Source organism: Thalassobaculum sp. OXR-137 (assembly GCF_034377285.1).
In the GTDB taxonomy this organism is placed as follows: Bacteria; Pseudomonadota; Alphaproteobacteria; order Thalassobaculales; family Thalassobaculaceae; genus Thalassobaculum.
Genome location: NZ_CP139715.1, coordinates 317,765 through 342,041, shown reverse-complemented (window position 1 = coordinate 342,041; position 24,277 = coordinate 317,765). Strand labels below are relative to the sequence as shown.

The 24,277-nt window shown below is 70.5% G+C and carries 20 protein-coding genes and 2 riboswitches; of the genes, 12 read left to right on the top strand and 8 right to left on the bottom strand.

Translation table 11 applies throughout. The features are described 5' to 3' along the window. Genes T8K17_RS01610 through T8K17_RS01595 form a run of 4 tightly spaced genes read left to right on the top strand, consistent with a single transcriptional unit; the run spans window position 1 to window position 3,745 of the window. Window positions 1–1,659: an ABC transporter permease subunit gene (locus T8K17_RS01610; RefSeq protein ID WP_322332792.1), complete on the top strand. Its 1,659-nt coding sequence runs from the start codon at window positions 1–3 to the stop codon at window positions 1,657–1,659. Beyond that, entirely contained in the window at window positions 1,659–2,378 is a 720-nt protein-coding gene (locus tag T8K17_RS01605; RefSeq protein ID WP_322332791.1) for an ABC transporter ATP-binding protein, read from the top strand. The genes T8K17_RS01610 and T8K17_RS01605 overlap by 1 nt, the downstream gene beginning before the upstream one ends. A gap of 34 nt (window positions 2,379–2,412) precedes the next feature. After that, window positions 2,413–3,099: an orotate phosphoribosyltransferase gene (locus tag T8K17_RS01600; RefSeq protein WP_322332790.1), complete on the top strand. Its 687-nt coding sequence runs from the start codon at window positions 2,413–2,415 to the stop codon at window positions 3,097–3,099. Between the two features lie 25 nt (window positions 3,100–3,124). Beyond that, complete coding sequence (locus T8K17_RS01595; protein ID WP_322332789.1) at window positions 3,125–3,745, top strand: glutathione S-transferase family protein; 621 nt, start codon at window positions 3,125–3,127, stop codon at window positions 3,743–3,745. A 112-nt stretch (window positions 3,746–3,857) separates the two neighbouring features. Here the strand turns inward: T8K17_RS01595 and T8K17_RS01590 are convergent, their stop codons facing one another. Genes T8K17_RS01590 through T8K17_RS01580 form a run of 3 tightly spaced genes read right to left on the bottom strand, consistent with a single transcriptional unit; the run spans window position 3,858 to window position 6,468 of the window. Continuing rightward, entirely contained in the window at window positions 3,858–4,574 is a 717-nt protein-coding gene (locus T8K17_RS01590; protein ID WP_322332788.1) for a DUF1028 domain-containing protein, read from the bottom strand. A gap of 42 nt (window positions 4,575–4,616) precedes the next feature. Further along, complete coding sequence (locus T8K17_RS01585) at window positions 4,617–5,558, bottom strand: aldo/keto reductase (protein ID WP_322332787.1); 942 nt, start codon at window positions 5,556–5,558, stop codon at window positions 4,617–4,619. A gap of 25 nt (window positions 5,559–5,583) precedes the next feature. After that, window positions 5,584–6,468 (bottom strand): phytanoyl-CoA dioxygenase family protein, encoded by an 885-nt coding sequence (locus T8K17_RS01580; protein WP_322332786.1) that lies wholly within the window; start codon window positions 6,466–6,468, stop codon window positions 5,584–5,586. A gap of 117 nt (window positions 6,469–6,585) precedes the next feature. Here T8K17_RS01580 and T8K17_RS01575 point away from each other — a divergent pair, with 117 nt between their 5' ends. After that, complete coding sequence (locus T8K17_RS01575) at window positions 6,586–6,837, top strand: hypothetical protein (RefSeq protein ID WP_322332785.1); 252 nt, start codon at window positions 6,586–6,588, stop codon at window positions 6,835–6,837. A gap of 5 nt (window positions 6,838–6,842) precedes the next feature. On the opposite strand, the gene T8K17_RS01570 is transcribed toward T8K17_RS01575, so the two are convergent. Further along, the gene (locus tag T8K17_RS01570; RefSeq protein ID WP_322332784.1) at window positions 6,843–7,301 is read right to left on the bottom strand and encodes a PaaI family thioesterase; all 459 of its coding nucleotides are present in this window, start codon (window positions 7,299–7,301) and stop codon (window positions 6,843–6,845) included. Between the two features lie 68 nt (window positions 7,302–7,369). Between T8K17_RS01570 and T8K17_RS01565 the strand changes: the two genes are divergently transcribed. From T8K17_RS01565 to T8K17_RS01535, 7 genes are all read left to right on the top strand, one after another. Beyond that, entirely contained in the window at window positions 7,370–8,179 is an 810-nt protein-coding gene (locus T8K17_RS01565) for a hypothetical protein (RefSeq protein ID WP_322332783.1), read from the top strand. After that, complete coding sequence (locus T8K17_RS01560; protein WP_322332782.1) at window positions 8,176–9,816, top strand: DUF6504 family protein; 1,641 nt, start codon at window positions 8,176–8,178, stop codon at window positions 9,814–9,816. The genes T8K17_RS01565 and T8K17_RS01560 overlap by 4 nt, the downstream gene beginning before the upstream one ends. A 29-nt stretch (window positions 9,817–9,845) precedes the next feature. Beyond that, on the top strand, window positions 9,846–10,277 hold the full coding sequence (locus T8K17_RS01555) for a VOC family protein (protein WP_322332781.1): 432 nt from the start codon (window positions 9,846–9,848) through the stop codon (window positions 10,275–10,277). 120 nt (window positions 10,278–10,397) lie between these two features. Continuing rightward, window positions 10,398–13,811 (top strand): error-prone DNA polymerase, encoded by a 3,414-nt coding sequence (locus T8K17_RS01550; protein ID WP_322332780.1) that lies wholly within the window; start codon window positions 10,398–10,400, stop codon window positions 13,809–13,811. 160 nt (window positions 13,812–13,971) lie between these two features. Then, on the top strand, window positions 13,972–16,239 hold the full coding sequence (locus tag T8K17_RS01545) for an ATP-binding protein (RefSeq protein WP_322332779.1): 2,268 nt from the start codon (window positions 13,972–13,974) through the stop codon (window positions 16,237–16,239). After that, the gene (locus T8K17_RS01540) at window positions 16,232–16,627 is read left to right on the top strand and encodes a response regulator (RefSeq protein ID WP_322332778.1); all 396 of its coding nucleotides are present in this window, start codon (window positions 16,232–16,234) and stop codon (window positions 16,625–16,627) included. Before T8K17_RS01545 ends, T8K17_RS01540 begins: the two co-directional genes overlap by 8 nt. Window positions 16,628–16,702: 75 nt before the next feature. After that, entirely contained in the window at window positions 16,703–18,346 is a 1,644-nt protein-coding gene (locus T8K17_RS01535; RefSeq protein WP_322332777.1) for a choline dehydrogenase, read from the top strand. A 443-nt stretch (window positions 18,347–18,789) separates the two neighbouring features. Here the strand turns inward: T8K17_RS01535 and gcvP are convergent, their stop codons facing one another. From gcvP to T8K17_RS01515, 4 genes are all read right to left on the bottom strand, one after another. Next, window positions 18,790–21,687, bottom strand: coding sequence for an aminomethyl-transferring glycine dehydrogenase (gene gcvP / locus T8K17_RS01530; protein ID WP_322332776.1), 2,898 nt, complete (start codon window positions 21,685–21,687; stop codon window positions 18,790–18,792). 38 nt (window positions 21,688–21,725) lie between these two features. After that, window positions 21,726–22,091 (bottom strand): glycine cleavage system protein GcvH, encoded by a 366-nt coding sequence (gene gcvH / locus T8K17_RS01525; protein ID WP_322332775.1) that lies wholly within the window; start codon window positions 22,089–22,091, stop codon window positions 21,726–21,728. A gap of 23 nt (window positions 22,092–22,114) precedes the next feature. Further along, entirely contained in the window at window positions 22,115–23,212 is a 1,098-nt protein-coding gene (gene gcvT / locus T8K17_RS01520) for a glycine cleavage system aminomethyltransferase GcvT (protein WP_322332774.1), read from the bottom strand. A 53-nt stretch (window positions 23,213–23,265) separates the two neighbouring features. After that, a riboswitch (glycine riboswitch) is annotated at window positions 23,266–23,349 on the bottom strand. Window positions 23,350–23,352: 3 nt separating this feature from the next. Further along, window positions 23,353–23,471, bottom strand: a riboswitch (glycine riboswitch). Between the two features lie 159 nt (window positions 23,472–23,630). Continuing rightward, window positions 23,631–24,149 (bottom strand): hypothetical protein, encoded by a 519-nt coding sequence (locus T8K17_RS01515; protein ID WP_322332773.1) that lies wholly within the window; start codon window positions 24,147–24,149, stop codon window positions 23,631–23,633. Window positions 24,150–24,277 lie beyond the last annotated feature (128 nt).

Below are 24,277 nucleotides of genomic sequence, written 5' to 3'. Positions count from 1 at the left end.
GTGAACAGACGCAGCCTTGTCTACGCCGTGCTGCTGCTGGCGGCGGGCGGTGCCCTGATCGGCGCCGGGGACGATTACGCCCTGCGGATCGCCACCCTGGCCGGAACCTACGCCATCGCCGCGATCGGCTTCCAGCTCGTCTTCGGACGGCTCGGGCTGCTGGCGCTGAGCCAGGGCGCGCTGTTCGCCGTCGGCGCCTATGCCCTGGCGCTGGCGACCGTGAGCTGGGGCTGGCCGCCGCTGGCCGGGCTCGGCCTGTCGATCGTGGTGCCGGCTCTGGCCGGCGCGCTGGTCGCGATCCCCATCGCCCGGCTAGAGTCCCATTACGTGGCGCTGGCCACCCTCGGTCTGGCCCAGCTCGTCCTGCTCGCCGTGACCAATCTGGAGGTCACCGGCGGGGCGAACGGGATGTATGGCATCCCGCCGCTGACGGTGCTCGGCCTCGACCTCGGCGGCGGCTGGCGCCTGCTCGCGGTGGTCTGGGGCGGCGTGGCGCTGGCGCTCGGAATCTTCTGGTGGGTGACCGCATCCGGGAGGGCCGCGCGGCTAGCGACCCTGCGCGATGCGCCGCTGACCGCAATCGCCCTGGGCCTCGACCCGGTCGGCGCCCGGCTGCTGGTCTTCGCCGTCGCCGGCGCGCTGGCCGGGTTCGCCGGCGGGTTCCAGGCTCTCGGCCTCGGCGTCGTCTCTCCCGCCGTCGCCCGGTTCGACGTCATGGTCACCCTGCTGGCGATCGCCGTGGTCGGCGGCCGGGGCAGTGCGTGGGGCGCGGTCGTCGGCTCGGTCCTGCTGGTGCCGCTGCCGGAGGTGTTCCGCGGGCTGGAGCAGGCCTATCTGCTGGCCTATGGCGTCGTGCTGCTGGCCGCGGTGATCCTGCTGCCGCGCGGGATCGATGGGCTGCTGGCAAAGGTCCTGCCCGACCTGCCCGGACCGGTGCCGCAGCCGCTGCGGGCCAAGGGCCGCAAGATCTCGGTGCTGCGCGCCGAGAAGCTGACCAAGCGGTTCGGCGGGGTTCAGGCGCTGGACGGGGCCGGATTCGACGCCCGCGCCGGCGAGGTGACCGGCATCATCGGCGCCAACGGATCCGGCAAGACCACCCTGCTCAACATCGTCACCGGGCTGGAGAGCGCCGATGGCGGGATCGTCCGGCTGGATGCCATCCCGCTGCTGGCCCAGCCGCCCCGCGCCCGCGCCGCCCTGGGCCTCGCCCGGGGCTTCCAGCATCCGGAGATCCCCGACGGGGTCGACGTGCTGGCGGCGGTCTCCGCCGCCGCTCCGGCCGCCGCCGGCATGGCCGCGCTGGAGCGGGTCGGACTGGCGCACAAGGCGCGCGCCGCCACAGCGTCCCTGGGTCCGGCCGACCGGCGGCGCCTGGACATCGCCCGGGCGCTGGCCACGGGCCCCACCGTCCTGCTGCTGGACGAACCGGCCTCGGGGCTGAGCGCGTCGGAGCGGGCCGACCTCGCCCGGCTGCTGCGCGATCTCGCGGGGGACGGGATGGCGGTGGTGGTGGTCGAGCACGGCATGGACTTCCTGCTGCCGATCGCCGACCGGCTGGTCTGCCTGGATGCGGGCCGGGTGCTGGCCGCCGGATTGACCGATGCCGTGCGCGCCGATCCGGCCGTGGTCGCCGCGTACCTCGGGGAAGAGGCCGCCTGATGACCCAGCGCCTGGAACTGGACGGGCTGACGGTGACCCATGCCGAGGGCGTGGCGGTCGATCAGGCCAGCTTCTCCTGCGGGGCCGGCGAGGTGGTCGCGGTCATGGGGGCGAACGGCGCGGGCAAGTCGAGCCTGATCCGCGCCGTGGCCGGCGCCGACCCGGTGACCGCCGGCGCGATCAGGGTCGACGGCAGGGACGTCACCCACCTGCGGCTGGAACAGCGGGTGCGCGCCGGCATCGGCTGGTGCCCGGAAGGGCGGCGGCTGTTCCCCGGTCTGACCGTGGCCGAGACCCTGGACGTCGCCGCGGTCGGTCCGGCGGCGGCGCGCGCAAAGGCGTTCGACCGGGTCTGCGCCCTGTTCCCTGTTCTGGCGGAGCGCCGGGACGCCCTGGCCTGGACCCTGTCCGGGGGGCAGCAGCAGATGCTCGCCATCGCCCGCGCCGTGATCGCCGAGCCGACGGTCATCCTGCTGGACGAGCCGTCCATCGGCCTGGCGCCGGTGGTGCTGGACGACGTCTTCGCCGCCATCCGCGGCCTCGCCGAGTCGGGGGTGGCGGTCGTGCTGGCGGAGCAGGCCGTACCCCGGGCGCTGGCGGTCGCCGACCGGGCCATCGTGCTGCGCCGGGGCGTGGTGGTGCTGGATGTGCCGGCCGAGCGCATCGACGCGGGCGTGGTCGCATCCGCCATGCTGGACGCTGGTTCGGAGCGCGCGTAAGAGAAGGTCTCCCCATCCCTGCAGGAGATCCTTCATGACCGGCACCCTTTCGCCTGACTGGCGTCGTACACCCGCGCAGACCGCCGCCGACATCCTGCTGGAGATCCAGGCGATCCATATCCGCCCGGAGGAGCCGTTCACCTTCACCTCCGGCCGCCTGTCGCCGGTCTATGTGGACTGCCGCAAGATCATCTCCTTCCCGCGCGCCCGGCGCCGGCTGATGGAGATGGGCGTGGAGCAGCTCACCGCGCTCGCCGGGGCCGAGGCCTTCGACATGGTGGCCGGCGGCGAGACCGCGGGCATTCCCTTCGCCGCCTGGATGGCCGACTCGCTCGACCTGCCGATGCTCTATGTGCGCAAGAAGCCCAAGGGCTTCGGCCGCAACGCCCGGATCGAGGGCGAGGTGCGCGACGGCGCCCGGGTCCTGCTGGTGGAGGATCTGGCGACCGACGGCGGCAGCAAGATCTCCTTCATCGACGCGATCCGCGAGGCGGGGATGCAGGTCGCTCACTGTTTTGTGGTCTTCCATTACGGCGTGTTTCCGCAGAGTGTGACCACTCTCAAGGAGAAGGGCGTGGACCTGCACGGCCTGTGCACCTGGTGGGACGTGCTGTCGGTCGCCGAGCGGCACGGCTACTCCGCCGAGCAGCTTGCCGAGGTCCGGGCGTTTCTCGCCAATCCGGAAGAATGGGACGCGCGCCACCGCACCGTGACGGCGTAAGCGCGCTGCGAAGAGGGAGAAGGGAATGCTGAAGATCCTGGGTCGGGCGAATTCGGCCAACGTCCAGAAGGTTCTGTGGGTCTGCGAGGAACTGGGCGTTCCCTTCGAGCGCGAGGATTACGGCGGCCCGTTCGGCAAGACCAAGGAGAAGGCCTATACCGAACTGAACCCGAACAGCGTGGTGCCGACGATCATCGACGGCGATTTCGTGCTGTGGGAGTCGAACGCCTGCACCCGCTATCTCGCCGCCAAGCACGGCAAGGGCACCCTCTGCCCGACGGACCCGCAGGACTACGCGGATGCGGACCGCTGGATGGACTGGCAGCAGACCACGGTGCTGCCGTTCATGACGCCGATCTTCTGGGGCCTGGTGCGCACCGCCGAGGCCGACCGCGACATGGCGGCGATCGGCGCCGCCATCGAGAAGGGCAACTCGGTCTACGCCATTCTCGACAGGCGGCTGGAGGGCCGGAAGTTCATCATGGGCGACAACCTGACCATGGCCGACATCCCGGTGGCCATCCAGGCCTACCGCTTCGTCACCCTGGTCAAGGACCGGCCGTCCACGCCGAACCTGGACGCCTGGATGCAGAACTGCCGGGCGACCAAGGGCTTCAAGAAATGGATCGACCTGCCGCTCACCTGAGCGGGGTCTTCCACCTCACCCAAAATCGTCGTCCCGGACTTGATCCGGGACCAAGCCGCTGACCCGTCCGCTGCTTGGTCCTGAAACAGGTTCAGGACGACGGCAGGTGTGGTTAGACCACACCATTCGTCGCCTTCCACGCCGCGATGAACGCCTCGCGTTCCTGCGGATCGTAGATGCCGCTGCGGTCGGCGCGGGTCGGCAGGGTCGCCATGTACGGCCGCCGCTCCGCCCAGAACAGATCGAAGATCCGGCGCAGCTCGGCCACGGGATCCGGGTGCTCGTCGACCCGCAGGTCGACCGCCGCATGCACCTCGGCGCCGCGCACGAGGAGCGCCGCGGACTGCCGGCCCCGCTTGTCGCCGCCGGCCGCCTGACCCGCCTCCAGCGCGCCCAGCAGCCGGTCGGCGAAGGAGCGCTCCTCGCCCTCGCTCCAGGCGGTCACCGTCGCGTCCAGCACCTGCGGCCCGGCCAGCATGTTGCCGGCGATCGAGACCGCCTCGCCCGTCCAATGGCCGCACCAGTCGATGCAGCTCTCCCCGGTATGGGCGAAGGGCCGGCCGGCCGCATCGACCCCGTGGATCTGCCGCCACATGTGCCCGTCATCGCCGGCCAAGGCGTGCTCGATCGCCGTCTGCCCGCCGGTCCCGTTCGCCAGCGCCTCCAGCAGCCGCTCGCCGGCGACCGGGCTGGTGTAGGACTGGGAGGACAGGGCCCCCGCCCCGTCGCGGAACATCGGGCAGAGCGCGCCGACGGCGATCACCCTGGAAGAGATGGCGATGCCGATCTGTCCGCTGGACGGATCGCGGGCAACGATGGACCAGGTCATGGGGCGGCTCCTTGGCGGATGGCTGGGGGATCGGCGGGTGGATCAGCCGTGCGCTGCGACGATGCGGCGGATCACCTCCACCGGCAAGTCGCGACCGCTGGCCTCGGCATTCTCGTGCAGGTGCCGCAGGTCGGCGGTGGCGAAGGCGGCGCTGTGCACGTCGGGATGGGACAGCACGAAGCCGAGGCAGGCCTGGGCCGCCGTCCAGCCGGGCACCGCGGTGAGGAACCGGCAGCGCTGCGCCCGGCCGACATGGTGGCTCGCCACCAGCCGGTCGGCCAGCCGCCGCCTGGCCTGCCACCAGGTGCGCGGCAGCGACCAGTCGGCGTCCAGCGGGGCGAAGCTCAGGCGGGCCAGGGTTCCGGTGGCGATCACCCCGAGCCCGTCGCGGGCGGCATGCTCGATCGCCGTCTCGCTGTCCTGATCGGCCGGGCTGTAGCTCGGCATGATCACGTCGATCAGTCCCGTTCCCCGGGCGGCGGCGCGGCCGGCGGCGATCTGCTGCGGCGTGCCGGCGATGCCGATCAGGTCGGCCGCCCCTTCGCCCTTGAGCGCCGCCAGGGTGTCGAGCAGGTCGTCGCTCAGATACGCCATCTCCGGCCGGTCGAGACAGACCAGCGGCAGCCGGTCGAGACCCAGGCGGTCCAGGCTCTCCGCCACCTGCTGTTCCACCGTATCGGGAGAGAAGTCGCGGGCGACATGGCTGCGGCCGAGCCGGACGGTGCCGACGCAGGTGGAGATCAGCAGGCCGTCGCGTTCCGGCCCCAGGGTGCGCAGGGCCTTGCCCAGCCGCTCCTGGGCCCGCGCGGCGGCATAGGCCGGGCCGGTATGGAAGCCGGTGATGCCGAGCTTCACCGCCTGCCGGATCAGGGCGACGGCCGAGGCCTCGTCCATCCAGCGCCCCGACCAGGGCTCGGCGCAGGACAGGCTGAGCTCGGACACGGTCCATCCGGTACGGCCGAGCCGGCGGGGGGCGACGGGCATGGGGACGGATATCCGGTCGGGGCGGTCAGGCGCTGGCGCGGCGCGACTCCTGGCCCTGGACGGTGAAGAACGACGCCGATTTCGGCTGCTTCGGCAGTTCGACCTCGATCGGGATCATCCGGGCCACCGGGCTCTCCTGGCCGCGCACGATCTTGCCCTCGTTCGGGTTGGCCATCGGGTTGCGGGCGATCGGTACCGCGTCGGCGGCGGTGTAGACGCAGATATACAGGCCGCGCGGCCGCTGGGAGGCGTTGGCGGCCGAACCGTGGGCGAGGCGGGTGTGCATCAGGCAGACCGCGCCCGCCGGGCCGGTCACCGCAACCTGCTTCGCCTTCATCTCCGCCTCGGCCTCCGGGCGCATCTTGCCGACGAAGACGCCGTTCTCGAACAGGGTGTGCATCGGGCCGCGATGGGTGCCCGGCACCACCATGAGGCAGCCGTTCTCCTCGGTCACGTCGTCCAGCATCAGCAGCGCGGTGATCACGTCGTCGTTGGTGTGCGGGGTGAAGGCGAAATCCTGATGGTAGCCGACCTCGGTCTTCGTACCCGGCAGCTTCACGTTGATCTTGCAGTGGTGGAACTTCAGGTTCGGGCCGATCAGGTCGGCGATCATGTCGACCGTGCGGGCATTGGTCATCACGTCGAGATAGGCCGGCGAGATGTCCGACGGGTTGTTCACCCGGCGCAGGGCGGGGTGCTCGGCCGTGTGTTCGGCGCCCATGTCGAAGCGGGCGCGGCCGTCCACGGTCTGCGGGCCGAACGGCTCGTCATGGGCCCGGCTCTCCTCCACCCATCCGGCGAGATCGGCCTTCAGGGCGGCGAGCTGCTCGGGCGTGACCGCGTTCTCGACGACGAGAAAGCCGTCCCGGTTGAAGGCGTCGATCTGGTCGGCGGTGAGCGCGGTAGCCATGGCGTCCTCCTTGTCCTGATGCATTTCCATCGGGCCGCCTATTTGTGCACGAACTCGTGTGACCTGCAAAGCTGGCGCTGAGACGTCCCCGCCCCATCTTACGGGGTGGAGGTACCCATGCGCGCTACTGTTTCGGTCATCGGCCTGTCCGGCGTTCTCATCGCCCTCGTCGCCGTCGGGGCGATGTGGCTGTGGGAGGGGTCGGGCGGCCAGGCGATGAGCATCCACGGCTATCTCGCCCTGGGTCTGGGCGCGCTGTTCACCTTCTGGCTGACCGCCGGGCTGATGGCGCTGGTGTTCTATTCCAGCCGCCACGGCTATGACGACGAGGCCGGCTCCGGCGACGAGATCGACGAGCGGATTCCCTAACCGAGCTAAGACTTGCTGTAGGGATCGCTGCTACGGATGCGGTAGGAGCCTTCGCCCATGGCCAGCACGTTGCCCTCGGCATCGGTGACCTCGCCCCAGGCGAAGAAGATCTTGCGCCCGCCGCCCTTGCGCACCGCCTTCGCGCGCACCGTGCCCTCGCGGCTCTGGCCCATGAAGTTGGTGGTGAGCGTGAGGGTCAGCGCCTTGGCCGGCGGTTCGCCCGCCGGACGCCACACCCCGCAATAGCCGCAGACCGCGTCGATCAGCGTCGCCATCACCCCGCCATGCAGCACGCCGGACCGGTTCAGGTGATGCTCCTGGATGTCGAGCTCCATGATCGCGTGCTCCGGCGTCCATTCCACCAGCCGGAAGCCCAGGGTGGCGTTGAAGCCGACCAGCTCCTCGAGGGACTCGGACGTGCCGCCGGGAGAGGCACCGGCGGCGGGTGTGTCAGTTTGACTCATGACGCGATCCGTATTAGAACAAAACAAGAACATTCGTTCCCCTGCCCCGATCCATCCCGGAGCGAACGATGGCCGATCCTATCCATGCCGCCCGTGCGAGGCCAGACCGCGATGCCCTGATGGCGGAGATCCGCCGGCTGGAGCGTGCCTACGACACCGGCCTGCCGGCGCGGACGGCCGCGCTGGGCTGCGACGCCCTGGCGGCGCATCTGCCGGAGGGCGGGCTGGCGCTCGGCCGGGTGCACGAGCTGGTGGGCGAGGCCCGCTCCGAAGTGCGCGACGCGGCGGTGTTCGGCTTCGCCTGCGCGCTGCTCGCCCGGCTCGGCGACGGCCCGGTTCTGTGGTGCGCGCGCCACGCCAATGTGCTGGGCGGCGCGCCCTCGGCCCGGGGACTGGCCTCGCTCGGCCTCGATCCCGCCCGGGTGATCTTCGTCGATGCGGCGGAGGAGGCCGACCGGCTCTGGGCGATGGAGGAGGGGCTGTCGGTGCCCGGCCTCGCCGCGGTGGTCGCCGAGCTCGATCCCGCCCGCCGGGGCGAGGTGACCGCCAGCCGCCGCCTGCAGCTCGCCGCCGAGAAGAGCGGGGTGACCGGCCTGATCCTGCGCCCCCGTCTGGTCACCCGGCACGGGGAAGGGGACCGGGTGCCGCTGGCGGTGGAGACCCGCTGGCAGGTGACCGCCGCCCCGTCGCCCTACGGCCCCCACGACACCCGCCCGGTCTGGGACGTGACCCTGGAGCGGGCACGCCGCGGCCGGCCGGGACGCTGGCGGGTCGCCTGGAACCCGGCAACGGGCGGACTGGAGGAAGCGATACCGGCGGCGATCCCCGCGCAGATTCCGCGGATCGGTGACCGGAACGACGAGGAGGTGGCGGCATGACGACGGGTAACGCGATGACGGGGCAGCACCCGGCCTTCCGGGCCGAACGGGGGCGCCGGGTGATCGCGCTCTGGTTGCCGCATTTCGCGGTGGAGCGGCTGGGAAGGGGGCGCCCCGCGGCGGAGCGGGGCGGCGCCGATCCGGTACAGGCCGTGGTCGCCACCGAGCGGGGGCGTCGGGTGATCGCCGGGCTCGCCGCCGGGGTGGCCGGGCTCGCCCCCGGCATGGCGCTGGCCGATGCCCGCGCCCTCACGCCGGACCTGACCGTCGCCGATTGGGACGCGGCGGCCGACCGGGCGGCGCTGCGCGACCTCGCCGCCTGGTGCGTGCGCTATACCCCGCTGGTCGCCTTCGACCCGGCCTCCGCCTGCTTGACCGGCGGGATCGGCGGCGACGCCGCCCTGTGGCTCGACGCCACCGGGGCCAGCCACCTGTTCGGCGGCGATGGGGAGATGGTGGCCGACCTGGTGAACCGGCTGGCCGGCTTCGGCTATACCGCGCGGGCCTGCATGGCCGATACGCCGGGCATCGCCTGGGCGGTGACCCGGGCCGCGGCCACCCGCCGCCCCGACGTGGTGGTGCCGCCGGGGGCCGGGATCGCGGCGATCGCCAGGCTGCCGGTCGTCGCCCTGCGGGTGCCGGGTGCCACCGCCGAGGCCCTGGCCCGCAGCGGGTTACGCGCGATCGGCGACGTGGCCGGGCTGCCGCGCGCCCCGCTCGCCGCCCGGTTCGGCCCCGAGCTCGCCCGCCGCCTGGATCAGGCCGCCGGCAACCAGCACGAACCGATCGAGCCGCTCAGCCCGCCGGCGCCGCACCGGGTCCGCCTCGGCCTGCCGGAGCCGGTGGGCCTGCGCGAGGATATCGAGCACGGGGTGCGCCGGCTGCTGGAGCGGCTGTGCGACCGGCTGGAACGGGAGCGTTCGGGGCTGCGGCGGCTGCGGGTCGACTTCTTCCGGGCCGAGGGCGACGTGCGCTCGCTGACCGTCGGCACCGGCCGGCCGGTGCGCGATCCGGTTGCCCTGTTCCGGCTGATTGCCGAGCATCTGGACAAGCTCGATCCCGGCTTCGGCATCGACGTCATGGTGATCGAGGCCGAGCGGGTCGAGGGACGGGAGGAGGCGCAGAAGGCGCTCGCCGGTGCCCTGCTCGGCGCGCCGGCGACGGGACGGATGGACGAAGGCGTGCAGGACCTGGTCGACCGCCTGGCCAACCGCCTGGGCGAGGACCGGGTGCACCGCCTGGAACCGGTGGAGAGCCACATCCCCGAACGCGCGGAGCAGGCCGCCCCGCCGGCCAGCGTCTCGCGCTGGTCCACTGCGGTCCATCCGCCGGTGCCGCGGCCGGCCCGCTTGCTGCGCCGTCCCGAGCCGGTGCAGGCGACGGCCCTGCTGCCCGACCACCCGCCGGCCCGGTTCCGCTGGCGCGGCGTCGACTACCGCATCGCCCGGGCCGCCGGGCCGGAGCGGATCGCGCCGGAATGGTGGGAGGACCTGCCGGCCGGCCAACGGCGCGGCGGCCGCACCCGCGACTATTTCCGTCTGGAGGCGCGCGACGGCCAGCGCTTCTGGCTCTACCGCGAGGGTCTGGCCGAACGGGGCGAGGCGCCGCAATGGTTCATGCACGGCCTGTTCGCCTGAGCGGCCGGAACGCAGCGACGGAGACGAGAATGGAACAGCGGGTCAGCCTGATCACTCTGGCGGTGGCCGATCTGGAGCGCAGCCGGCGGTTCTACGAGACCGGCCTCGGCTGGGCGGTGGTGTCCGGCGAGACGGAAGGCATCGTGTGCTTCCAGCTCGGCGGTCTGGTGCTGGCGCTCTACGGCCGCGAGGCCTTCGCCGAAGATGCCAAGCTGACGGGGCCGGCAGAGGCGGTGCGCCCGTCGGTGGCGCTGGCCCACAACACCCGCTCGCGCGCCGAGGTGGACGCGGTCATGGCCGAAGCCGTGGCGGCGGGCGCGCACCCGCAGAAGCCGGCGGCGGAGACGTTCTGGGGCGGCTATGCCGGCTATTTCGCCGATCCGGACGGTCATCTCTGGGAGATCGCCTGGAACCCGTTCTCCCCGCTCACCGAGGACGGCTGTTTCCTGTGGCAGGCGTGAGGGACGAGGCCGACACCTCACGTCGTCATCCCGGACTTGATCCGGGATCCACCGGTCGGACAGGCGGGTCTTGGACATAAAGTTCCTGGATCGAGCCCAGGATGACGGGGAGAGAGGATCATGCGCCCACCGGTTTCCCCCACCCCACGCTACGCCGAGCTGCAGGTCACCACCAACTTCTCCTTCCTGCGCGGCGGCAGCCATGGGGAGGAGCTGGTGGAGCAGGCGGCATCCCTCGGGCTCGCCGCCCTGGCGGTGACCGACCGCAACACCCTGGCCGGGGTGGTCCACGCCCATGTGGCGGCCAAGGAGGTCGGCCTGCCGCTGCTGATCGGCGCCCGGCTCGACCTGATGGACGCCCCGGACCGGCTGGTCTTCCCGGTGGACCGGGCCGCCTATGGCCGGCTGTCCCGGCTAATCAGCCTCGGCCGACGCCGCGCGCCGAAGGGCGAGTGCTACCTGTACCGCGCCGATCTGGAGGCCCAGGACGAGGGCCTGCTCCAGGTTCTCGTTCCGCCCGAGGACGCCGCCGCCTTTACCCCCTTCGCTGACGACCTCGCCCGCGCCGCGGCCCGGCGTCCGGGCGACACCTATCTGGCGGTCAGCCGGCTCTACCGCGGCGACGACGCGGCCCGGGTCGCCGCCCTGGTCGAGCTGGCCGCGGCCGCCGGCGCGATCCCCGTGGCGACCAACGACGTCCATATCCACGTGCCCGAGCGCCGGCCGCTGCAGGACGTCCTGACCTGCATCCGCGAGGGCGTGACCGTGGACGCCGCCGGCTACCGGCTCGCCGCCAATGCCGAGCGCCACCTGAAGACGCCGCAGGAGATGGCCCGGCTGTTCCGCGACCATCCCGCCCTGGTGGCGGCCACCGTCGACCTCGCCGGGCGCTGCCGGTTCTCCCTGGACGAGCTGAAATACGAATATCCCGACGAGGTGGCCGCCGGCGAGGACCCGCAGCAGCGCCTGATCCGGCTCACCCTGGAGGGGGCGGACGAGCGCTATGACGGCGCCGTTCCGGCCAAGGTCCGGGCCCAGCTCGACCACGAACTCGCCCTGATCGGCCGACTCGACTACGCGCCCTACTTCCTCACCGTGCAGGACGTGGTCCGCTATGCCCGGTCCAAGGGGATTCTCTGCCAGGGCCGCGGCTCGGCGGCGAACTCGGCCGTGTGCTACTGCCTCGGCATCACCGCCGTCGACCCGGCCCAGGCCGATCTGCTGTTCGAGCGCTTCGTCAGCGAGGCGCGGGGCGAGCCGCCGGACATCGACGTGGATTTCGAGCACGAGCGGCGCGAGGAGGTGATCCAGTACGTCTACGCCAAATACGGCCGCGAGCGGGCCGGGCTGGCGGCCACCGTGATCAGCTACCGCGCCCGTTCCGCCCTGCGCGACGTCGGCAAGGCGCTCGGCCTGTCGGAGGATACGGTCGGCGCCCTGGCCGGCCAGGTCTGGGGCTGGCGCGGCGATCCGGTCAGCGACGAGCGGGTGCGCGAGATCGGGCTCGATCCCGACGACCGGCGCCTCGCCCTGGCCCTGGCGCTGGCCCGCCAGCTCGCCGGCTTCCCGCGCCACCTGTCCCAGCATGTGGGCGGCTTCGTCATCACCCGCGGCCGGCTCGACGAGCTGGTGCCGATCGAGAACGCGGCGATGGAAGACCGCACGGTGGTGGAATGGGACAAGGACGATCTGGAGGCCCTCGGCATCCTCAAGGTCGACCTGCTCGCCCTGGGGATGCTGAGCTGCGTGCGCCGCGCCTTCGGGTTGCTGGAGCGGCATTACGGCGTGTCCCACAGCCTCGCCTCCATCCCCGCCGAGGACCCGGTCGTCTACGACATGCTGTGCCGGGGCGACAGTCTGGGCGTGTTCCAGGTGGAAAGCCGGGCGCAGATGGCGATGCTGCCGCGCCTGCGCCCGCGCTGCTTCTACGACCTGGTGGTGGAGGTGGCGATCGTGCGGCCGGGCCCGATCCAGGGCGACATGGTCCATCCCTATCTGCGCCGCCGCAACGGGGAGGAGCCGGTCACCTTCCCGTCGCCGGAGCTGCGCGCGGTGCTGGGCAAGACCCTGGGTGTGCCGCTGTTCCAGGAGCAGGCGATGAAGATCGCCATCGTCGCCGCCGGCTTCACCCCGACGGAGGCCGACCGCCTGCGCAAGGCGATGGCCACCTTCAAGCGCAGCGGCGACATCCACAAGTTCAACGAGAAGCTGGTCCAGGGCATGATCGAGCGCGGCTACGAGGCCGAGTTCGCCGAGCGCTGCTTCAAGCAGATCGAGGGCTTCGGCACCTACGGTTTTCCCGAAAGCCACGCCGCCAGCTTCGCCCTGCTGGTCTATGTCTCGTCCTGGCTGAAATGCCACTACCCGGCGGTGTTCGCCGCCGCCCTGCTGAACTCCCAGCCCATGGGCTTCTACGCGCCGGCGCAGATCGTGCGCGACGCCCGCGATCACGGGGTGGAGATCCGCCCGCCCGACGTGAACGCCAGCCACTGGGACTGCACCCTGGAGCCGCGGCCGGACGGAGCCATGGCCCTGCGCCTGGGACTGCGCCAGATCAAGGGGATGAAGGAGGAGCACGCGGCCGTCCTGGTGGCGGCGCGGGGGGCGGGGTACGGCGATCCGCTGGACCTGTGGCGCCGGGCCGGGCTCGGCGCGCCGGTGCTGGAGGTGCTGGCCCGCGGCGATGCGTTCCGCTCCCTGGGGGTGTCGCGGCGCGAGGCGTTCTGGGCCGCCCGGGCGCTGGCCACCGCGCCGGACGGGCCGGCCTCCGGAAACGAGGAGGATGCCCTGCCGCTGTTCGCCGCCGCCGAGGCCAAGGTCGCGCTGCCGGCCGCGCCGATCGGCGAGGAGGTGGTGGACGACTATGCCTCCCTGCGGCTGTCGCTGAAGGCCCATCCGGTCGCGTTGCTGCGTAGCCGGCTGCAGGAGGAGGGGCGGGTGCCGTGCTCGGTGCTGGAGAGCGATGCGGGGCTGGGCCGGGCCGGCCGGCGGGTGCGGCTCGGCGGGCTGGTGCTGGTGCGCCAGCGGCCGGGCACGGCCAAGGGGGTGATCTTCATCACCCTGGAGGACGAGACCGGCATCGCCAATCTGGTGGTCTGGGCCGACACGTTCGAACGCTACCGCCGCGAGGTGCTGGGGGCGAAGTTGCTCGGCGTCACCGGTCGGGTGCAGCGCGAGGGCCGGGTGGTCCATGTGGTGGTGGAGCATCTGGAGGATCTGACCGGGCGGCTGGCGGCGCTGACCGACGGCACCCTGGACAGGGCCGGGTTCGCCAGCGCCCTGGACGGCGCGACCGCCAATGCCGACGAGGTGCGCCGTCCGACCACCGACCAGCGCGCGGAGCAGAGCGAGGCCAAGAAACAGCGGGAGCTCGACAGCGACCGCCGCCGGGCGATGCGCGAGGCAAGGGAGGCAGAACCGGTCTTCGAGCCGGAGGCACCGCCGGTCCCGGCCCGCGCCACTCGCTCCGAAGGCATCCGCCATCCCCGCAACGTGAAACCCGACCTGAAGGTGGTCAGCCGGGACTTCCACTGAGGGATGCGCCACAGTGCCCTTGTTTCACCCCGTCATTCTGACCTTTAGTCCGGATGGCGCCGGAGAGGAGGCGTGGCGGTTGATCGATGTCAAGGTTGCCGGCCGACGGGCGGGCTATCAGGGGCGACATCCGAACCCGGAGGCCCGATAACCCGCACCGATGCCAGCGCCCATCACTCACAACAGCGCAGAGCGCGCCGCCGTCCCGTTCATCGGGCGTTACCCCGGTGCGTTCGCCGCCATCGTGGTGGCGATCCTGACCATCACGGCGATTCTTCTGGTGCTGGCGATCAACCGCATTCAGACGACCCAACTGGAAGCCGACGCGATCGCGCGGGGCGAGAGTTGGTCTTCGGCGCTGATCTCCGTGCTGGAGTCGGTCGACCAGGTGTTTGAAGGCGGTCAGTTGTCCGAGAAGGACCGCTCCACCATCGCGCTCGCCTCGCGCATCGGCGGGTTGGAGAAATTCATCATCTTCGATGCCGCAGGGACGGCGATCGCCGCCAGCGAGCCGGCGGATCTCGGGACCGTCAACCGCTCCCCCTACTGGGTGGATTCCGTGTTGCGCGGCCGCGTTCACGCCACCATCGAGCATCAGGCTTCCGGCGAATTTGGGCCAACGGAAGCAGATGCGGCCCCGACCGGCGACGGGATCGTGGTGGCCGAGACCTATGTGCCGGTTTTTGCCGGCGACGGCGCCGGCCGCCGGGTCATCGGCGCCTTCGAGACCTATCTGGACGTCACCGACAGCGCCCGCAGCTACGCACGGATCGGCTTCTATGCGTCTGCCGCCGGGATTGCCCTCATTGCCGCCGCTGCGGCGATCGCCGTGATCTTCGCCCGTCGGACCCTGGCCTATCGCCTGGAGCGCGAGACCATTCTGGCGCAGGCCCGGCACAGCGCCGAATCCGCCAACCGCGCTAAGTCATCGTTTCTGGCGACGGTCAGCCATGAGATCCGGACCCCCATGACCGGCATCCTGGCGACCGCCGAGCTCCTGGAAGAGTCCGGCCTGGATGCCGAGCAGAAGACGATGGCCGGCATTGTCCGCAGATCGGCGACATCCCTGCTGGGCCTGTTGAACCAGCTTCTGGACCAGTCGAAAATCGAGGCAGGCAAGCTGGATATCGACCCGGTGCCGTTCCTTTTCGCGCCTTCCGTGCTTGCCGTCGTCGAGCTGTTCTCGTCGGCGGCCGGCGCCAAGGGCCTGAGCCTCACCGTCCACATCGACGACGCGCTTCCCAAGACGGTGGTTGCCGACAGCGCGCGGATCGAGCAGATCCTGGCCAATCTCCTCGGCAATGCCCTCAAGTTCACCGAGACCGGCGGCGTCACGGTGTTGGCGGTCCCCGACAGCGACCGGGCCGGCTGGGTGAGGGTTGACGTGTCGGATACCGGGATCGGCATCTCGCCGGACGCGGCCGGCCGCCTCTTTGACCCTTTCGAGCAGGCGGACAGCGGCACGACCCGGCGGTTCGGCGGAACCGGCCTGGGACTGACGGTCTCGCGACAACTGGCGGAGCTCATGGGCGGGACGTTGTCGGTCGCCAGCACACCCGGACAGGGCAGCACCTTCACATTAACACTGCCGATGCCGGCCGCCGCCACGGTGAATGCGGATGCCGCCCCGTCGCACCGCGTGCCGAGTGCGCATCTGCGGGTGCTGGTGGCCGAAGACGACGCGACTCTGCGCTGGGTGATCGGTCGCCAGTTGGATCGGCTGGGATGCGCGGCCACTATTGTCGAGGATGGGGCGGCCGCCCTAGCCGCGTGGCGTGGCGATCCAGACGCCTGGGATCTCATCATCACCGATTGGCACATGCCGCGTCTCGACGGCTTGGGGCTGATGCGGGCCTTGCGGGACAGCGGACAGGACGATCCGCCGGTGATCATGCTGACGGCGTCGGGCATGCCCGAGGAGATTGAGACCGCCCGCCGAGCGGGGGTGAGCCAGGTGCTGGTCAAGCCGGTGCAGCTCGACGGTTTGGCGACGGCCCTGGCGGCTGCTGAGCAGGGGGCTGAGCGAGGGGCCGAGCGGGGGGTGGAGCGCGGCGGCGCGGCGGCGGCCGTGCCGGCGTCGGTGGACGACGAGAAGACCGAGGTCCTCGACACCTCGGCACTGGAAGAGCTGAGCGGCGGCGATCTGGAGATGGTCGATCTTCTGCTGCGCGACTTCGCCCGGCGGCTGGAAACCGACCGACAGGCTCTCGCGGTGGCGGACGCTGAGACCCGCCGCCGGACGGCCCATGCCCTGCGCGGGGCCGCGGCCGCCGTGGGGGCCGCCGCCCTGGCGGCGGCGTGCGAGCGTCTGGAACACGACGGCGATACCGACGCCTGGACGTCCTTCGAGCGAGCGGCTAATGCGTTGGCGATCAGGTTGCGGTCACGCAGGCAGGCGGTTGCCGAAAACGGGGCAAACGATGGATGACGTATATCAGGATCTCGATGCTCTCGTGGTCGAGGATGACGAGATCCAGCGCAAGATCACGGTCCAGGCCTTGAAGGTCCTGGGTTTCGCCTCGGTCCGCAGCGCCGAGGACGGAGAGACCGGATTGCGGGCCTGCATGGACAAGCTGCCCGATGTCATCGTCTGCGACATCGAGATGACGCCGATGGACGGGATGACGTTTCTGCGCGCGTTGCGCCGCACCCGGATGCTCAAGGTCCGGGAGATCCCGGTCGTGTTCCTGACGTCCCACAACGAGTCCGCAACCGTCCAGGAAGCCGTGAAGCTCGGCGTCGATGCGTTCATCGTCAAACCGCCGACCCTGAAGTCCCTGAAGAGCCGGATCGACGTCGTTCTCGGCATTGCCTGACCACTCCCCCGTGCCGTCGCGGCGACCGCCTCTTTCCCCATTGAGCGCCCGACCGGCCCGCGCCACACTCCCGGCATGCGCGAGGTCGATTACATCATCGTCGGTGCCGGCTCGGCGGGCTGCGTGCTCGCCAACCGGCTGAGTGCGGATCCGGACGTCTCGGTGCTTCTGCTGGAAGCCGGGGGCAAGGACTGGAACCCGCTGATCCATATCCCGCTCGGCACCGGCAAGCTGGTGCGCTCGTCCATGCATAGCTGGGGCTACTGGACCGAGCCGGAGCCGCATCTGGACAACCGCCGGCTCTACTGGCCGCGCGGCAAGGTGCTGGGCGGGTCGTCTTCCATCAACTCGATGATCTATGTGCGCGGCCATCCGCGCGACTACGACACCTGGGCGCAGCTCGGCAACCGGGGCTGGGCCTGGGACGACGTGCTGCCCTATTTCAAGCGCTCCGAAGGCCATGTGGACCGACGCGCCGACGCCCTGCACGGCACGTCCGGCCCGCTGAAGGTGCAGCGCGGGCGCGGCGACAACCCGCTCTATGACGCCTTCGTCGCCGCCGGGGTGCAGGCCGGCATGACCCGGATCGACGACTGCAACGGCCCCGAGCAGGAAGGGGTCTGCCGCTACGACTTCACCATCCATGACGGACGGCGGGCCAGTGCGGCGGTGTGCTACCTGCGCCCGGCGCTGGGCCGCTCCAACCTGACGGTGGAGACCTCGGCCCTGACCCATCGGGTGGTGCTGGAGGGCGGGCGCGCGACTGGCGTGGAATACACCCGGGGCGGCTCGCTGGAGCGGGTGCATGCACGGCGCGAGGTGATCCTGTCCGGCGGGGCGCTGAACTCGCCCCAGGTGCTGATGCTGTCCGGCATCGGCCCGGCCGATCACCTGAAGAAACACGGCGTTGCCCCGCTGCACGACCTGCCCGGGGTCGGGCGCAACCTGCAGGACCATCTGGATATCCCGCTGCAATACGCCTGCCCGGAGCCGGTGACCCTGCACAGCCTGATCCGGCTCGACCGGGCGGCCCTGGCCATGGCCCAGGCGGCGCTGTTCCGCACCGGTCCGGCGGCGACCTTCCCGGCGGAGGGCGGGGCTTTCGTGAAGACCCGGCCCGAGCTGGAGATGCCGGACATGCAGTGGCACATGCTGATCGGCCTGGGGGCCAAGCGGGTGCGGCTGCCGTGGCTGTGGCACCTGTGGAAGGACCGGATGGACCAGGACGGCTTCACCATCCGCATGTGCCAGCTCCGTCCCGAGAGCCGCGGGCATCTGGAACTGGCCTCGGCCGACCCGGCGGCGAAGATCCGGATCTTCGCGAACTACTACGCCACCGAGAACGACCGGCGGGTGTTCCGCGACGGGCTGCGCATGGCGCGCGGCTGGGTGGCGCAGTCCGCCTTCGACCGCTGGCGCGGCGAGGAGCTGAACCCGGGCCCGTCGGTGACCACGGACGACCAGATCGACGCCTATGTCCGGCGGATCTCGGAGACGATCTACCACCCGGTCGGCACCTGCCGCATGGGCAGCGACCCGGACGCGGTGGTCGATCAGGAACTGAGGGTGCACGGGGTCGAGGGGCTGCGCGTGGTCGATGCGTCGATCATGCCGCGGCTGATCGGCGGCAACACCAACGCGCCGACCATGATGATCGCGGAGAAGGCGGCGGATATGATCCTCGGGCGGGCGGCCGCCGGGGACCGGGCGGCGGCTTAGGGGGCTGCTTCTGTCGTCCGTGGCTAGGTCCTGAAACGAGTTCAGGACGACGAAGTATCGTTCTTCAAAACTAAAACCGTCGTCCTGAACTCGTTTCAGGACCAAGCCTCCGACATATCAACCCCGCGACCTCGGCCTGAGCAGCCCCGGAGGGGCGTGTCGAAGGGCCTGGACCAGGAGCGGCCCTTCGACACGCGTCCTGCGGACGCTGCTCAGGGCGAGGTCAGGGGGAAAGATCCGGTCTTGAACTTGTTTCAGGACCAAGGTGCTGGCGCGCGTCCTTCTCCCAAATCGACTTCCTGGACGGAAGCCGGCGCCGGGGTGATCCGGGGACCGATCCAGGACCGTGCGCCGGGCGTCGATCACAGGGTCCTGGATCACCCCCGGCATAGAGCCGGAGGCGTCCAGGAAGTCGGTTGGGGGTAGAAGGGCGAGGCGGCGGATTACTCCGCCGCGTCCTGATAGGCCTCGATCGGCGGGCAGGTGCAGATGACGTGGCGGTCGCCGTACACGTTGTCGATCCGCGAGACCGGCGGCCAGTATTTGGAGGCCTCCATGCCCGGCAGCGGGAAGGCCGCCTGACGGCGCGAATACGGCCGGTCCCAGGCGTCCGCCAGCAGGTCGTCGCTGGTATGCGGCGCGTTGCGCAGGGCCGAGGCCTCGACCTCCACATCGCCGTTCTCGACCGCCCGGATCTCCTCGCGGATGGCGATCATGGCGTCGCAGAACCGGTCGATCTCCGCCTTGCTCTCGCTCTCGGTCGGCTCGATCATCAGGGTGCCGGCCACCGGGAAGCTCATGGTCGGGGCATGGAAGCCGTAATCCATCAGCCGCTTGGCCACGTCGTCGACGCTGACGCCGCAGGCATCCTTGATCGGCCGCAGGTCGATGATGCACTCGTGCGCCACCAGCCCGTCCGGCCCGGCATAGAGCACCGGGTAGTGGTCGGACAGCCGCTTGGCCAGGTAGTTGGCGTTGAGGATCGCCGACTGGGTCGCCTTCTTCAGGCCCTCGGCCCCCATCATGCGGATATAGGCCCAGCTGATCGCCAGGATGCCCGCACTGCCATAAGGAGCGGCCGAGACCGCGCCGATGGCGTTCTCGCCGCTGTCCAGTTCCTCGTGGCCCGGCAGGAACGGGACCAGATGCTGGGCGACGCCGATCGGACCGACGCCGGGCCCGCCGCCGCCATGGGGGATGCAGAAGGTCTTGTGCAGGTTCATGTGGCTCACGTCGGAGCCGAACTCGCACGGGCTGCACAGCCCGACCAGGGCGTTCAGGTTGGCGCCGTCGGTATACACCTGACCGCCGTTGTCATGGACGATCTGGCAGATCTCGCGGACCTTCACCTCGAACACGCCGTGGGTCGACGGGTAGGTGATCATCAGCGCGGCCAGATTGTCGGCATGGGCCTCCGCCTTGGCCTTGAGGTCGTCCACGTCGACATTGCCTTTGTCGTCGCAGGCGACCACGACCACCTTCATCCCCGCCATCGCGGCCGAGGCCGGGTTGGTGCCGTGGGCCGAGGACGGGATCAGGCAGATGTCGCGATGGGCCTCGCCGCGCGCCCGGTGATAGGCACGGATCACCAACAGGCCGGCATACTCGCCCTGGGCGCCGGAATTCGGCTGCACGGAGACCGCGGCATAGCCGGTGGCCGAAGCCAGCATCCGCTCCAGCTCGCCGATCAGCCGCAGATAGCCCTGGGTCTGGTCGGACGGCGCGAAGGGGTGGATGTTGGCGAATTCCGGCCAGGTGACCGGGATCATCTCGGTGGTGGCGTTCAGCTTCATGGTGCAGGAGCCGAGCGGGATCATCGAGCGGTCGAGCGCAATGTCCTTGTCCGACAGCCGGCGCAGGTAGCGCAGCATCTCGGTCTCCGACCGGTTCTCGTGGAACACCGGATGGGTCAGGAATGCCGACGTCCGCCGCAGGTCCTGCGGGATCGTGTCGCCGACGGTGTCGCTGAACGCCGCCTCGATCTCCTCGAAGGTGAACTCGGCCTTGGAGCCCTGCCAGAAGCAGGACCAGATCCGCTCCACTGTCTGCCGGTTCGAGGTCTCGTCCAGGCTGATGCCGACGGCACCCTCCAGGAACCGCAGGTTCAGGCCCTCGACCCGGGCCGCTTCCCAGATGGTGGCGGCATGGTCGGGGGCGTTCACGGTGATCGTGTCGAAGAAGTCGTCGCTGTCCAGCTTGTAGCCGAGCCGGCGCAGACCCTCGGCCAGGATGGCGGCCAGACGGTTCACGCGGGTGGCGATGCGGGTCAGCCCCTCCGGTCCGTGATAGACCGCATACATGGAGGCGATGACCGCCAGCAGCACCTGGGCGGTGCAGATATTGGAGGTCGCCTTCTCGCGGCGGATATGCTGCTCGCGGGTCTGCAGGGCGAGGCGGTAGGCCGGGCGGCCGGCGGCGTCGACCGACACGCCGACGATGCGGCCCGGCATGTTGCGCTTATGGGTGTCGCGGGTGGCGAAATAGGCGGCGTGCGGGCCGCCGAACCCCATGGGTACGCCGAAGCGCTGGGTGGTGCCGATCACGATGTCCGCACCCCAGTCGCCCGGCGGGGTGAGCAGGGTCAGCGCCAGCAGGTCGGCTGCGACCACGACGATGGCGTCGTTGCCATGGGCCCGCTCGACGATGTCGCGGTAGTCGTTCACCGAGCCGCGGGTCGCCGGGTACTGCAGCAGGTAGCCGAACGCCTCGGCGGGAAGGCCGGCGAATTCGTCACCGACCTCGATCTCGATACCGATCGGCTCGGCCCGGGTGCGCAGCACGTCGATGGTCTGCGGATGCACCCGCTTGGAGACGAAGAAGACCGCGCCCTTGTTCTTGGCCAGCTTGCGGCCCAGCGCCATGGCCTCGGCCGCCGCCGTGCCCTCGTCGAGCAGGGAGGCGTTGGCGATGTCCATGCCGGTCAGGTCGGCGACCATGGTCTGGAAGTTCAGCAGGGCCTCGAGCCGGCCCTGGCTGATCTCGGCCTGGTACGGCGTGTAGGCGGTGTACCAGGACGGGTTCTCGAGCACGTTGCGCTTGATGACCGCCGGCGTGACCGTGTCGTAGTAGCCCATGCCGATCAGCGAGGTCGCGACCTTGTTCTGGGAGGCGATCTCCGCCAGTTCGGCCAGGGTCTCGGCCTCGCCCTTGGGGGCGTCCAGGGCGAGCGGCTGGTCCAGGTGGATCGACCGGGGCAGGGCGGCGTCGCTCAGGGCGTCCAGGCTGTCATAGCCCAGCGCGGCCAGCATGGCGGCACTCTCGTCCGGGCTCGGTCCGATATGCCGGCCGATGAAGGCGGCCTGATCGTGCAGCTGCTCGACGGTCATACGGGTGTCGGTCATAGGGTTCTCCAGGCGGGCACGCGCTCGGGTGTCTCGGCTCAGCCGATCAGGTCGTTGTAGGCGGCTTCGTCCATCAAACCGTCCAGCTCGGACGGATCGCTGAGCTTCACCTTGAAGAACCAGCCGGCACCGGTCGGGTCGGAATTGGCGGTGCCCGGCGCGTCGGCAAGGGCCTCGTTGACCTCGACGATCTCGCCCGCCACGGGGGCGTAGATCTCGCTGGCGGCCTTCACGGATTCCACCACGCCGGCCTCGTCGCCCTTGGCGACGGTCTTGCCGACGTCGGGCAGTTCGACGAACACGATGTCGCCGAGCTGTTCCTGGGCGTGGCCGGTGATGCCGACGGTGCCGACACCGCCGTCGACGGAGATCCACTCGTGGTCTTCGGTGTACTTAACAACCATAGTCCCGCTCCTAAGCGATTGTTTTAGCGTTTATATCCAGGAGTAACGAAAGGCAGTTTGACGATCGTCGCCGGCAGGGGCTTGCCGCGCACCATGAGCGAGACGGCGGTGCCGACCGCCGCGTGGGCGCTCTCTACGTAGCCCATGGCGACGGGGCCCTCGACGCTGGGGCCGAAGCCGCCGCTGGTGACCTTGCCGATGGGCGTGCCGTCGGCATCCACGATCTCGACGCCCTCGCGGGCCGGGGCGCGGCCTTCCGGTTTCAGGCCGACCCGCTTGCGCGTGGTGCCCTCGGCGATTTCCTGTTGGATGCGCGCGGCACCCGGAAAACCGCCCTCCTCGCGCCGGCGCTTGCCGATCGACCAGAGCAGGGCCGCCTCCACCGGGGAGGTGGTGGTGTCGATGTCATGGCCGTAGAGGCAGAGCCCGGCCTCCAGGCGCAGGGAATCCCGCGCGCCGAGACCGATCGGCTCGACATCCGCATGGTCCAGCAGTTTGCGCGCCAGGGCCTCGGCTCCGTCGGCCGGGACGGAAATCTCGTAGCCGTCCTCGCCGGTATAGCCCGAGCGGGTGACGAAGCAGGGGAAGCCGGCCACGTCTATCGCCGCCCCGGTCATGAAGGTCAGCTCGGCCGCTTCGGGAGCCAGTTCGGCCAGCACGTCGACCGCCGCCGGTCCCTGCAGCGCCAGCAGCGCCCGGTCCTCCAGCACGCTCAGCCGGTCGCCGAACGCGTCCTTCATCAGCGCGATGTCCTGGTCCTTGCAGGCGGCGTTGACGACGACGAACAGGTGGTCGCCCGCATGGGTGACCATGAGGTCGTCCAGGATGCCGCCCTCGGCATTGGTGAACTGGGTGTAGCGCATGCGCCCGGCGGCCAGCCCGCCGATGTCGCCCGGCACCAGGGTCTCCATGACCGTCGCTGCATTCTCGCCGTCGATCCGCACCTGACCCATATGGGAGACGTCGAACAGCCCGGCCTTGGCCCGCGTGTGCTTGTGCTCGCCGAGCACGCCCATCGGGTACTGCACCGGCATCTCGTAGCCGGCGAAGGGCACCATCTTGGCGCCGAGCTCGCGGTGGAGCGCATTGAGCGGGGTGGTCTTCAGCGTGGCATCGGTCATCGAGACTCCGTGACAAAGGGTGCATGCGACCGGGGTTCCGGTGCACGCCCCCTCTCTGTCCCGAGACCTGAAAGATTGACCGCGATGGGCTGCGGCTTTCCTCGTCGGTGGGGCGATCGCTCGCCCGCTCTCCAGAGTCACCTCACCTCGGGGTACGGGCGCCTGAGAGTTTCCGGGGGCGGTTGCTCCTTCGGCGGCGCCGCGATCCGGGGAAGTTCAAGATACGGCCGGATCCGCCGCTCTCTCCCCCGAGGGTCGTGGGTTATGACGGCGCAGAGAGTAGCCGAAGAAACGGAATCTGCAACCGCTTCTTGGCCGTCCGCGCCGGATCGTCCGATCCGCGAGGGCCGCCGGGCGCGGCGCCGTCGCCGGTCGTAACCGGGGCGGCAGAAGCCGCGAACCCGGTCGGCAGGCCGGCTCAGGGGCCCTTGGTCCGCCTGTTGTACTCGACCTGTTCGGGGGTGATCTGCAGGCCCACCAGGATCCGGACCCCGGAGAAGTCATTGTCGGCCGGGGTGGGAATCGTGATGTCGACCTCCTCCACGATGCCGATCCGCCGCCGGTTGCCCTCGAACGGCAGCGTGACGTCGTAGATTTCCTTGGCGATGAAGTTGGCCGAGCCGTTCTCGATCGCGACGAAATACTGGAGCGTGGCCTCGCGCGCCGTGTCGGCGGGACCGCGCTCGGCGCTCAGCAGGACGTTCATCGCGACCTCGACGCCCTCGTCACCGTACCGGCAGACCGACTCGACCGAATCGACCTTGGCGGTGAAGGCCACTTCCGTGAGGTCCTGACCGCCGCCCGGACGGAAGCTGGTCATCCGCTCGGTCCCGGCCACGGCGGCCGCCGGCGGGCAGGTGCGCTCCACCGGCTTTTCGCTGGCGCAGGCGGAAAGGGCGAGCGTGGCGGCAGCCGCCAGAAGAAGATGTGAACGCATCAGAGTCCGTTATCGGTTCCGTCGCAGGGCGGCTGGCCGCGGCATCGCGTCCGGCCGGGAAAAGCCTGTCGGCCGACGATAGCCCGCCCCCCCGCCGCGTGCAATTGACCCGGCGCGGGACGGACGGA

Bases quoted from the DNA above. Each gene is read 5' to 3' on its own strand.
- T8K17_RS01515 (WP_322332773.1), bottom strand. From the start codon at position 24,149: ATGCGTTCACATCTTCTTCTGGCGGCTGCCGCCACGCTCGCCCTTTCC.
- T8K17_RS01570 (WP_322332784.1), bottom strand. From the start codon at position 7,301: ATGAGTCAAACTGACACACCCGCCGCCGGTGCCTCTCCCGGCGGCACG.
- T8K17_RS01580 (WP_322332786.1), bottom strand. From the start codon at position 6,468: ATGGCTACCGCGCTCACCGCCGACCAGATCGACGCCTTCAACCGGGAC.
- T8K17_RS01600 (WP_322332790.1), top strand. From the start codon at position 2,413: ATGACCGGCACCCTTTCGCCTGACTGGCGTCGTACACCCGCGCAGACC.
- gcvP (WP_322332776.1), bottom strand. From the start codon at position 21,687: ATGACCGACACCCGTATGACCGTCGAGCAGCTGCACGATCAGGCCGCC.
- gcvH (WP_322332775.1), bottom strand. From the start codon at position 22,091: ATGGTTGTTAAGTACACCGAAGACCACGAGTGGATCTCCGTCGACGGC.
- gcvT (WP_322332774.1), bottom strand. From the start codon at position 23,212: ATGACCGATGCCACGCTGAAGACCACCCCGCTCAATGCGCTCCACCGC.
- T8K17_RS01605 (WP_322332791.1), top strand. From the start codon at position 1,659: ATGACCCAGCGCCTGGAACTGGACGGGCTGACGGTGACCCATGCCGAG.
- T8K17_RS01555 (WP_322332781.1), top strand. From the start codon at position 9,846: ATGGAACAGCGGGTCAGCCTGATCACTCTGGCGGTGGCCGATCTGGAG.
- T8K17_RS01550 (WP_322332780.1), top strand. From the start codon at position 10,398: ATGCGCCCACCGGTTTCCCCCACCCCACGCTACGCCGAGCTGCAGGTC.
- T8K17_RS01595 (WP_322332789.1), top strand. From the start codon at position 3,125: ATGCTGAAGATCCTGGGTCGGGCGAATTCGGCCAACGTCCAGAAGGTT.
- T8K17_RS01535 (WP_322332777.1), top strand. From the start codon at position 16,703: ATGCGCGAGGTCGATTACATCATCGTCGGTGCCGGCTCGGCGGGCTGC.
- T8K17_RS01540 (WP_322332778.1), top strand. From the start codon at position 16,232: ATGGATGACGTATATCAGGATCTCGATGCTCTCGTGGTCGAGGATGAC.
- T8K17_RS01575 (WP_322332785.1), top strand. From the start codon at position 6,586: ATGCGCGCTACTGTTTCGGTCATCGGCCTGTCCGGCGTTCTCATCGCC.
- T8K17_RS01590 (WP_322332788.1), bottom strand. From the start codon at position 4,574: ATGACCTGGTCCATCGTTGCCCGCGATCCGTCCAGCGGACAGATCGGC.
- T8K17_RS01545 (WP_322332779.1), top strand. From the start codon at position 13,972: ATGCCAGCGCCCATCACTCACAACAGCGCAGAGCGCGCCGCCGTCCCG.
- T8K17_RS01560 (WP_322332782.1), top strand. From the start codon at position 8,176: ATGACGACGGGTAACGCGATGACGGGGCAGCACCCGGCCTTCCGGGCC.
- T8K17_RS01565 (WP_322332783.1), top strand. From the start codon at position 7,370: ATGGCCGATCCTATCCATGCCGCCCGTGCGAGGCCAGACCGCGATGCC.
- T8K17_RS01585 (WP_322332787.1), bottom strand. From the start codon at position 5,558: ATGCCCGTCGCCCCCCGCCGGCTCGGCCGTACCGGATGGACCGTGTCC.